Source organism: Saccharopolyspora soli, from assembly GCF_022678645.1.
Classification (GTDB): domain Bacteria; phylum Actinomycetota; class Actinomycetes; order Mycobacteriales; family Pseudonocardiaceae; genus Saccharopolyspora; species Saccharopolyspora soli.
This window is the reverse complement of sequence record NZ_JALBWV010000127.1, coordinates 1-9939: the sequence shown is the minus strand read 5'-3', so window position 1 is coordinate 9939 and position 9939 is coordinate 1. Positions and strand designations below refer to the sequence as shown.

The window sequence follows — 9939 nt, the reverse complement described above, 5'->3', positions numbered from 1 at the left end:
CTCCGACGCGGCCGGCCGGGCTGCGCGGCGGGGGGGGGGGGCGCCGGGGGGGTGTGGGGGGGTGGTGCGGTGTGGGGGTTTCGCGGTGCTGGCCCCCCCCCCACGACCATGACGTCGCACACCCGCCAAGAAGTCGAGCCACACCCGCCTGATGGGTGACAATGGGCCTGTGAGCACCGACAGCAGCGATCGGGCCTCCAAACAGCCCGCCAAGCGAACCTCCAGCGGACGGTCCACGCGCCGGACGCCCCGCCCGGCGCGCCGCGCCGGGAACCCGGTCGCTGCCGACGAACCGGCAGCCGCCCAGAACTCCGACGGCGCCCGGGTGCCATCGGCGCCGCCCGCGGTGACCCGCGCGGCAGCCACCACCGACCTGCCCGAGGACCGCTACCTCAACCGCGAGCTGTCCTGGCTGGATTTCAACGCGCGGGTGCTGGCGATCGCCGAGGACAAGTCGCAGCCGGTGCTGGAACGCGCCAAGTTCCTCGCGATCTTCGCGTCCAACCTGGACGAGTTCTACATGGTCCGGGTCGCCGGGCTGAAGCGCCGCGAGGAGACCGGCCTTTCGGTGCGCAGCGCCGACGGACTGACCCCCCACGAGCAACTGGTCCGGATCTCCGCCCACAACCAGGACCTGATGGAGAAGTTGAGCCGGGTCTTCCTCGACGAACTGGTGCCCGAGCTGGCGGCGCACGGCATCCGGATCCTCAACTGGGCCGAACTGGAGACCGCTGACCAGATCAAGCTGAGCCGCTACTTCGAGGACCACATCTTCCCGGTGCTCACCCCGCTGGCGGTCGACCCGGCGCACCCCTTCCCCTACATCTCCGGGCTGTCGCTGAACCTCGCGGTCACCGTGGCCGATCCGGACGCCGGGTTGCGGCGGTTCGCGCGGGTGAAGGTGCCGGACAACGTGCCGCGGCTGATCCGCGTGGAAGCCGACCGGGAGAACGAACACGCCACGTTCCTGCCGCTGGAAGAGCTCATCGCCGCACACCTGGGAAAGCTGTTCCCCGGCATGCGGGTCGCCGAGCACCACATCTTCCGGGTCACCCGCAACGCCGACCTGGAAGTCGAGGAGGACCGCGACGAAGACCTGCTGCAGGCCATGGAGCGGGAACTCGCGCGGCGCCGCTTCGGGCCGCCGGTGCGGCTGGAAGTCACCGAAACGATGAGCGAGACCATGCTCGAACTCCTGCTGCGCGAGCTGGAGGTGGACCAGCACGACGTGGTGGAGGTCAAGGGCTTGCTGGACCTGTCCTGCCTGTTCCAGCTGGACCGGTTGCACCGCACGGATCTCAAGGAGGCGCCGTTCGTGCCCGCGACGCATCCCGCGTTCGCCGAAGGGCAGACGCCGAAGAGCATCTTCGCCACGCTGCGCGAGGGCGACGTGCTGGTGCACCACCCCTACGACTCGTTCTCCACCTCGGTGCAGCGGTTCATCGAGCAGGCGGCGGCGGATCCGCACGTGCTGGCCATCAAGCAAACGCTGTACCGGACCTCCGGTGACTCCCCGATCGTCAACGCCCTCATCGACGCGGCCGAGGCGGGCAAGCAGGTCGTGGCGCTGGTGGAGTTGAAGGCGCGGTTCGACGAGCAGGCCAACATCCAGTGGGCGCGAACCCTGGAACGCTCCGGGGTGCACGTGGTCTACGGCCTGGTCGGGTTGAAGACGCACTGCAAGACGGCGCTCGTGGTGCGCCAGGAAGGCTCGACGATCCGCCGCTACTGCCACTTGGGCACCGGCAACTACAACCCGAAGACCGCGCGGCTCTACGAGGATCTCGGCCTGCTGACCGCCTCGCCGGAGATCGGCGCCGACCTCACCGACCTGTTCAACGTGCTCACCGGTTACGCCCGGCACGGCCAGTACCGCCGGATCCTGGTGTCCCCGCAGGGCATCCGCAACGGCATCGTGGAGCGCGTCGAGGCCGAGAGCGAGCGGGCCCGGCAGGGTTTGCCGTGCGGCATCAGGATGAAGGTGAACTCGCTGGTCGACGAGCAGATCATCGACAGCCTGTACCGGGCCTCGCTGGCCGGTGTCCCGGTGCAGGTGGTGGTGCGCGGGATCTGCGCGCTCAAGGCCGGGGTGGACGGCCTCAGCGAGAACATCGAGGTGCGCTCGATCCTGGGCCGGTTCCTCGAACATTCCCGGGTGTTCCACTTCGTCGGCATCGACGAGCACTGGATCGGCAGCGCCGACATGATGCACCGGAACCTGGACCGCCGCATCGAAACCCAGGTGCGGGTCACCGACGCCAAGCTCACCGCGCAGCTCGACGCGATGCTCGACTCGACGCTGCACCCGTCGACGCGCTGCTGGGTGCTCAACGCGAAGGGAGACTGGGAGCCGTCCCCCCGCAGCGGCGAGCAGGTCCGCGACCACCAGGTGGAAATGCTGCGCCTGCACGGCGCGAAGGTGCGTTGAGGAAGATGAGCGTGACCGAGGACCAACCGACATCCGGCGAAATCGACGAGCGGACCGATGCGGCTGGCGAACCGATCCGGGCGGCCGGGGCCGTGCTGTGGCGGCCGAGCGCCGACGGCATCGAGGTGGCGCTGGTGCACCGGCCCCGCTACGACGACTGGTCGTTGCCGAAGGGCAAACTCGATGCCGGTGAGCTGCCCGCGCACGCGGCGGCTCGCGAGGTGGCCGAGGAGACCGGGTTTTCCTGCGTGCTGTCCCGATTCCTGACGCGGGTGAACTACTCGGTGCCGGAATTGGACGGCAGCCGCGCACCGAAAGTGGTCGACTACTTCAGCGCTCGGGCCCACGACGGGGCTTTCACCCGGAACAGCGAAGTGGACGAATTGCGTTGGCTGCGCATGGACCAGGCCCGCGGACTGCTCAGCTATCCGCACGATGTGGGCGTGCTCGACGCTTTCGACCAGCTGCCGGTCGATTCGGCGACCGTGTTGCTGGTGCGGCACGCGAAAGCGGGCAAACGGTCCGAATGGGCCGGGGACGACGTGCTGCGCCCGCTCAGCCGAGCGGGTCAGCGCCAGCGCGACGCATTGCATTCCCTGTTGCCGTTGTTCGGTCCGACTCGGATCTATTCCGCACCGCGGCTGCGCTGCGAACAAACAGTGGCGCCGATCGCCGCCGACCTCGGAATCGACATCGCCATCGAGCCGCTGTTCTCCGAAGAGGGGTATCTGACCGACCCGGCGGCGGCAGTGGACCGGATGCTGCGCATCGCGGCCGGTACCGGCACCGCGCTGGTGTGCAGCCAGGGCGGTGCCATCCCGGATCTGGTGACCCGACTGGCTGATTCGGCCGGGCTGGCACTGGGCGAGGTGGCCAGCCGGAAGGGCAGCGTTTGGACGTTGACCTTCAGCCGGGACCGGTATTCCAGCAACGGCAGGGGTCCCGCGCTGCGGCTGGCCGCTGCCGACTACCTGGCAGACCCGTTCGGCTGACAGCCTGTCTTCGAACCCGTTTCGCGTGGCGGTGCGGGTAGCGGCCCCCTGCGGGAGTTGCTGTCGCCGTCTCGGTGCCAGCCGCGTACGTGGGCCAAGCGGCTGCGCCGCTTCAAAGACAGACCGAAGACGCACTGAGAACTCGCGTCGGTCCGCCGACCGCGACGCCCCGACCGGACTTTCCCGCCCCGCGCACGCGGATCGCCGCTGCTGGGGCGAGGCCACGGAGGTTTCACCGGGCCGTGGTAAGGCCACAGGAGACGGATGCGTCGACGAACACCCGCCGACGCCCCGACTTCAACGGACCACAGCACCGCTGCACCGCCGCTACGGGGCCCTGATCGCGCCGTGTGGGCGTTGCGCACCGCCCACTGGCACTTGTCCATGGCCCACCGGCGATCCGGCGGCCACGGCCTTCTCACAGCGCTTGCGCGGCACCGTCGCACCACGCGCGCGGATCGACCACTCGCGGGCGCTCAGGCCCCCGCTTACGCGGAAAACCCCGACGCTGCGTCCGGACACAAACTGAGTCGGGGATCCCGCCGCCTAGGCGGCGTCTGAGGCGCCGCCGGGCTTCCACCTACGCGAATCGCATCCAGCAACAGGATCTTGTTGCCGTGAGCGGGCGGCTACTGCCCCTCGTTGGGGCTAGTTCGCCGCCCGCTCGGTCCACCAGTGCTCGGAAGCGAGCACTCACTTCTTCGTGGACTTGCGCGTGGTCGTCGCCTTCCTGGTTGCCGGACGAGTGGTCTTGGCCGCCGTGGTCTTGGCGGCGGCCTTCGGCGCGGCCTTGGCCGTGGTCGCCCGCTTCGTGGTCGCCTTCGCAGCGGTCGCCTTGGCAGCGGTCCGCTTCGGAGCGGCCTTGGTAGCGGCGGCCTTCGCCGTTGCGCGGCCGGTGGTCTTCGTCGCGGCCGCCCGCGTGGCGGTGGCCTTGGCGCGAGTACCGGCTGCGGCCTTGGGGGCGGTCGCGGTCTTGGTGGTCGCACCACGGGTGGTGGCCGCCTTGGCCGCGGAGACGCGCGGCAGTTTCCGCTGTCCGCCCACAACTTCCTTGAACTGGGTGCCAGCGCGGAAGGCCGGAACGTTGGTCTTCTTGACCTTCACGCTCTCACCGGTGCGCGGGTTGCGAGCGGTGCGTGCGGCACGGGCCCGCTTCTCGAAAACCCCGAAGCCGGTGATGTTGACCTTCTCGCCTTTGTTGACGTTGCGAACGATGATGTCCACAACGCTTTCCACAGCCTGGCTGGCGGTCTTCTTGTCGCCGAGGCGTTCTGCCAGAGCCTCGATGAGTTGGGCCTTGTTCACTTCAGTCCCTCCCAGGACACAACAACGGCCCCGTTGGGCCGACTCAATGTCAACGGTAAAGCCCCGGACAAACAAATGCCATTCGCCACGCCTCATTTTTTCGTTTGGGGCGTGGGGTTTCGAGTCCGGGCTCGGCCTCCGCAGGGGTCCTGGAGCAACTGTTCAGTTGTCCCCTCGGGGGCGGTTTTTTCCTTGCACAATGGGAAAAACTCGCCCCCGATCAGGGTCGAGATCAGGGGGTTCGGGCGGGCAGGGTGGCCGGTTTGAAGCTCGGCCGAGCATGCTCAAAAGTGTCGATCGTCTCGGCGTGGCGAAGCGTCAGACCGATGTCGTCGAGCCCTTCCAGCAACCGCCAGCGGGTGTAGTCGTCGATGCTGAAGGGCACCGTGAGGTCCTTGGCGTGCACGGTCCGTCGCTCCAGATCGACCGTGACGGCGGTGCCCGGCTCGTTCTCCAGCAGCTTCCACAGCAGCTCCACATCGGACTGCTCGCACTGGGCCGCCAGCAGTCCCTGCTTGCCCGAGTTGCCGCGGAAGATGTCCGCGAAACGGGCCGAGATGACCACCCGGAAGCCGTAGTCCTTCAGCGCCCACACGGCGTGCTCGCGCGAGGAGCCGGTGCCGAAGTCGGGCCCGGCGACCAGCACGCTGCCGTTGCGGAAGGTCTCGTGGTTCAGGATGAAGTTCTCATCCGCCCGCCACGCGGCGAACAGGGCGTCCTCGAAACCGGTCCGGGAGACCCGCTTGAGGTAGACCGCCGGGATGATCTGGTCGGTGTCCACGTTGGACCGGCGCAGCGGGACGCCGACCCCGGTGTGCGTCTTGAACGGTTCCATCGTCACTGCTCCTTGTGGGTTCGTGCCCTCATCCGTCGAGGTCGTCGGGGGAGGAAAGGGTGCCGCGCACCGCGGTGGCGGCGGCCACCAGCGGGGAAACCAAGTGGGTGCGGCCGCCCTTGCCTTGCCGCCCCTCGAAGTTGCGGTTGGAGGTGGAGGCGCTGCGCTCGCCCGGCGTGAGCTGATCCGGGTTCATGCCCAGGCACATCGAACAACCGGCCGAACGCCATTCCGCGCCAGCGGCGGTGAAAACGTCGTGCAGGCCCTCGGACTCCGCCTGCGCGCGGACCTTCATCGAGCCGGGCACGACGAGCATCCGCACGTCGGCGGCGACCTTGCGGCCCTTGAGAACCTCGGCGGCGGCGCGCAGATCCTCGATCCGGCCGTTGGTGCAGGAGCCGAGGAACACGGTGTCCACGGCCACCTCGCGCAGCGGCGTGCCGGGCGCCAAGCCCATGTACGCCAATGCCTTCTCGGCCGCGACCCGTTCGCCTTCGTCGCCGATCCGCGCGGGATCCGGCACCCGCTCGCCCAGCGGCAGGCCCTGACCGGGGTTGGTGCCCCAGGTGACGAACGGGGTCAACTCGTCGGCGTTCAGCGTGACTGTTGCGTCGAAAGTGGCGTCGTCGTCGGTGCGGAGCGTCTTCCAGTACTCGACGGCGGCGTCCCAGTCCGCGCCTTCGGGGGCGTGCGGGCGCCCCTTCAGGTAGGCGAAAGTCGTTTCGTCCGGGGCGATCATGCCAGCCCGCGCCCCGGCCTCGATCGACATGTTGCAGATCGTCATGCGGGCTTCCATGGACAGCTGGCGCACCGCTTCGCCGCGGTACTCCAGCACGTAACCCTGCCCACCACCGGTGCCAATCTTGGCGATCACGGCCAAGATCACGTCCTTGCTGGTCACTCCCGGCCGCAGCGTGCCCTCGATGTTGATGGCCATGGTCTTGAACGGCTTCAGCGGCAAGGTCTGGGTGGCCAGCACGTGCTCGACCTCGGAAGTGCCGATGCCGAAGGCCAACGCGCCGAACGCGCCGTGCGTCGAGGTGTGGCTGTCACCGCAAACCACGGTGGTGCCCGGCTGCGTCAACCCGAGCTGCGGGCCGACGACGTGCACGATGCCCTGCTCGGCGTCGCCCATCGGATGCAGCCGGATGCCGAACTCCGCGCAGTTCGTCCGCAAGGTTTCGACCTGCGTCCGGGACACCGGGTCGGCGATCGGCAGGTCGAGCCCGGTGGTGGGCACGTTGTGGTCCTCGGTGGCCAACGTCAGATCGGGGCGGCGCACCTGCCGACCGGCCAACCGCAACCCTTCGAAAGCCTGCGGACTGGTGACCTCGTGCACCAGGTGGAGATCGATGTAGAGCAGGTCGGGCTCGTGCCCCGCACCACGGCGCACGATGTGCGCGTCCCAAACCTTCTCCGCGAGTGTTTTTCCCATCGCTGCTCCCAGTCGAGCCTGCCGAGACCCGAACTCGGGTCTCTCCCACAGAGTGGACTTCCCAGATTCCGGGAAGTTAGTATCGGTACGTGGGACAGCATAGCGGCATCGGAGTACTGGACAAGGCGGTGGCCGTCCTGCAGGCCGTCGCCATCGAGCCTTGCGGCCTCGCGGAACTGTGCAGCCGAACAGGGCTGCCAAGAGCAACGGCCCACCGCCTAGCGGTAGGACTGGAAGTGCACCGACTCCTGAGAAGGGGCTCGGACGGCCGCTGGCGCCCAGGAGCGGCCCTAGCGGAACTAGCGGGCGGAGCGGTGGACCCGCTCCTGGAAGCGGCGACAACGGTACTGCCGAAACTCCGCGACATAACAGGCGAAAGCGTCCAGCTCTACCGAAGGGACGGAATGCAACGCCTGTGCATAGCGGCGGCAGAACCCCCCAGCGGCCTGAGAGACACGGTCCCAGTGGGAACGGCCCTGTCGATGACGGCAGGCTCCGGAGCCAAAGTCCTAGCGGCCTGGGCAGACCAAGCAACCCAAAGAGCGGTCCTAGCGGAAGCGGTCTTCGGCGAGAGAACCCTCCTGGAAGTCCAAAGAAGGGGCTGGGCCCAAAGCGTGGCCGAAAGGGAATCCGGAGTAGCCAGCGTCTCAGCCCCGGTAAAAGACGCCCAAGGCAACGTAGTAGCAGCAATATCGGTCTCAGGCCCCATAGACCGAATGGGCCGCCGCCCAGGAGCCCGCTGGGCAGCAGACCTACTAGCAGCAGCAGAAGCCCTACAAAACCGCCTATAACCACCACAACAACCACGCCCGCGACCGAACACGGCGCGAAGCGCCGACGAACCAGCGACCAACCAAAAGCCACGGCGCGAAGCGCCGACAATTAACCCCAAAGACCCAAACCACAAAGAAGCAAAGAAGACGCGAACCCCGCACAGGCGCGAAGCGCCACCAAAAACCCCACAGGCGCGAAGCGCCACAACCCACCAGCACCCCACAACCCCACGGCGCGAAGCGCCGACACAACAGGGACACGGCGCGAAGCGCCGACAGAGACGGAACGAAAAGGGCCCTACCCGCAAGCAGCGGGTAGGGCCCTACTGGTAGTCCCGACGGGATTTGAACCCGCGCTACCGCCTTGAGAGGGCGGCGTCCTAGGCCACTAGACGACGGGACCGAGCAACACGAAGAACTCTACAACACCCCCACAACCACCAAACCCCCACCCCCATCAACAAAAGATCAACACCCCAACCCCAGCCGGAGGCCTCACGCCGCCAGGCGACCCCACCCACCCGGAGCCCCAAGCCGAAAGCACCCAACACCGCGAACACCCGCTCCGCGGGACGAAACCCAGTCCGGAGCCCCAGTCCAGCTGGCGGAAATCCGACACCCCTCCGTTGGTCGAAAATGTGGTGGCACCTCTCTGCTGGTTGGCAATCCAAGCCGGGAACGAAACCGGAAGCAAGGAGCACTCGAAAAGCCCCCCACCGCACCGTGGGGGCTTGGGGGCTCGGCCCCCCAATGAAATGACGAAAAGAGCCCCATCTACGCATTCCGTAGATAGGGCTCTCCCACTCTTGTAGTCCCGACGGGATTTGAACCCGCGCTACCGCCTTGAGAGGGCGGCGTCCTAGGCCACTAGACGACGGGACCTTGTTGTCGAGCGATCACTTGCATTTCCGACGTCGATGTGCCACATCAAGTCGGTGATCTGCTCGCTGGGGTACCAGGACTCGAACCTAGACTAACTGAACCAGAATCAGTCGTGCTGCCAATTACACCATACCCCATGGTGTTGGACGGCCAGCCGCCGTTTTCCGATCTCCTCAGCGAGAAGTCCGGCTTCCGGGCTGCTGTCCGCCGCGTCGCTGAGAATATTAGACCATCTCCGGGGGCGTGGAAATTCGCCCCCCTCGGTCGGGGATCGTCGCAGGTGGCGGCGGCTGTGGCGGCCCGGATGCCGGTTTTCAGCGGACCAGTTCGGCGATGCGGCCGCCGGTGGTGACCGGCGGGCGGGCCGGGATGGCGGGCAGGTCCGAGACGAGCAGTTCGGGTAGTTCGAAGAGGCTCGTGATGGTCGGCACGTGTCCGGTCGGGGCTTCGGTCCCGTTGCGGTTGAGCCAGACGCCGTGCAGCCCGGCTTGGGTGGCGCCGAGCGCGTCGGCGTCGAGTTTGTCGCCGACGTGCACGACTTCTTCCGGGCTCAACCCCAGTGCGCGGCAGGCGGTGTGGAAGATGCGCGGGTCTGGTTTGGCGACGCCGAGCTCGTCGGAGATGACCAGTTGGTCGAAGGCGTCGGCGAGGCCGACGGCGGCGATTTTCTTGCGCTGGTAGGCACTCGGCGCATTGGTGATGACGGCGAGCCGCAGGCCGCTGGCGCGCAGCCAGTCCAGGCACGGCCGGGCGTCGTCGAACAGTCCCCAGGCGCTTTGCATGGCGGCCATCCGCAGGGATTCCCGGCGGGCGGCCTCGGCGTCGTCGATGTCTTCGCCGAAGGCCGCGAAGAACGCGCGGGTGCGTTCGACGCACATCACGTCGAAGTCGATCTCGTTGGTGACGAACCGCGCGTAGTGCTGGTCCGTGGTGCGCTGCCACACCGGCCAGGCCCGGTCGCTGCCGACGAGTTCCCGTAGGCCGTGTCGAGCCGCTCTCCCGCTGTCGAGCAGGGTGTCGTCGATGTCGAGGCAGACGGCCTTGATCTGTCCGAGTTCGCGGGTGGTTGATTCTTCAGACGCGGATGTCACCCCGCGAGGCTAGGCGCTCACCCACCGCGTCCGACTCGGCCAAGACGGTGATCCTGCCGGGCTGTTTCGGTTGAGTCGTGGGGGGGGGGGGGGGGGGGGGGGGGCCCCCGCCCCCCCCCCCCCCCCCCCCCGGCCCCCCCGGGGGGGGGGGGGGGGGGGGGGGGGGGGGGCGGCGGCGGGGGGGGGGGGCGGGGGGCC

The 9939-nt window shown here is 68.0% G+C and carries 7 protein-coding genes and 3 tRNA genes; 3 read left to right on the top strand and 7 right to left on the bottom strand.

Annotated features, from left to right (window positions below):
- Positions 1–151 precede the first annotated feature (151 nt).
- Together MOQ72_RS43150 and MOQ72_RS43145 are read left to right on the top strand one after the other, a co-directional pair.
- On the top strand, positions 152–2428 hold the full coding sequence (locus MOQ72_RS43150) for an RNA degradosome polyphosphate kinase (RefSeq protein WP_242191856.1): 2277 nt from the start codon (positions 152–154) through the stop codon (positions 2426–2428).
- Positions 2429–2439: 11 nt separating this feature from the next.
- Positions 2440–3420, top strand: a complete 981-nt coding sequence (locus MOQ72_RS43145; protein WP_372495655.1) for an NUDIX hydrolase — start codon at positions 2440–2442, stop codon at positions 3418–3420.
- A gap of 693 nt (positions 3421–4113) precedes the next feature.
- Here the strand turns inward: MOQ72_RS43145 and MOQ72_RS43140 are convergent.
- The 3 genes from MOQ72_RS43140 to leuC all read right to left on the bottom strand — a co-directional run bounded on the left by MOQ72_RS43140 (position 4114) and on the right by leuC (position 6995).
- On the bottom strand, positions 4114–4725 hold the full coding sequence (locus MOQ72_RS43140) for an HU family DNA-binding protein (RefSeq protein ID WP_242191854.1): 612 nt from the start codon (positions 4723–4725) through the stop codon (positions 4114–4116).
- A 232-nt stretch (positions 4726–4957) separates the two neighbouring features.
- Positions 4958–5560, bottom strand: coding sequence for a 3-isopropylmalate dehydratase small subunit (gene leuD / locus MOQ72_RS43135; RefSeq protein ID WP_242191853.1), 603 nt, complete (start codon positions 5558–5560; stop codon positions 4958–4960).
- 28 nt (positions 5561–5588) lie between these two features.
- Entirely contained in the window at positions 5589–6995 is a 1407-nt protein-coding gene (leuC, locus tag MOQ72_RS43130) for a 3-isopropylmalate dehydratase large subunit (protein WP_242191852.1), read from the bottom strand.
- An 89-nt stretch (positions 6996–7084) separates the two neighbouring features.
- Between leuC and MOQ72_RS43125 the strand changes: the two genes are divergently transcribed.
- Positions 7085–7786 (top strand): IclR family transcriptional regulator, encoded by a 702-nt coding sequence (locus tag MOQ72_RS43125; RefSeq protein WP_242191851.1) that lies wholly within the window; start codon positions 7085–7087, stop codon positions 7784–7786.
- Positions 7787–8095: 309 nt separating this feature from the next.
- Here MOQ72_RS43125 and MOQ72_RS43120 read toward each other — a convergent pair.
- The 4 genes from MOQ72_RS43120 to MOQ72_RS43105 all read right to left on the bottom strand — a co-directional run bounded on the left by MOQ72_RS43120 (position 8096) and on the right by MOQ72_RS43105 (position 9741).
- A tRNA-Glu gene (locus MOQ72_RS43120) sits at positions 8096–8171 on the bottom strand.
- Positions 8172–8577: 406 nt separating this feature from the next.
- Positions 8578–8650, bottom strand: a tRNA-Glu gene (locus tag MOQ72_RS43115).
- A 65-nt stretch (positions 8651–8715) separates the two neighbouring features.
- Positions 8716–8787, bottom strand: a tRNA-Gln gene (locus MOQ72_RS43110).
- Between the two features lie 177 nt (positions 8788–8964).
- Positions 8965–9741 carry an HAD family hydrolase gene (locus tag MOQ72_RS43105; RefSeq protein ID WP_242191850.1) on the bottom strand — a complete coding sequence of 259 codons (777 nt, stop codon included), beginning with the start codon at positions 9739–9741 and terminating at the stop codon, positions 8965–8967.
- Between the last annotated feature and the right edge of the window lie 198 nt (positions 9742–9939).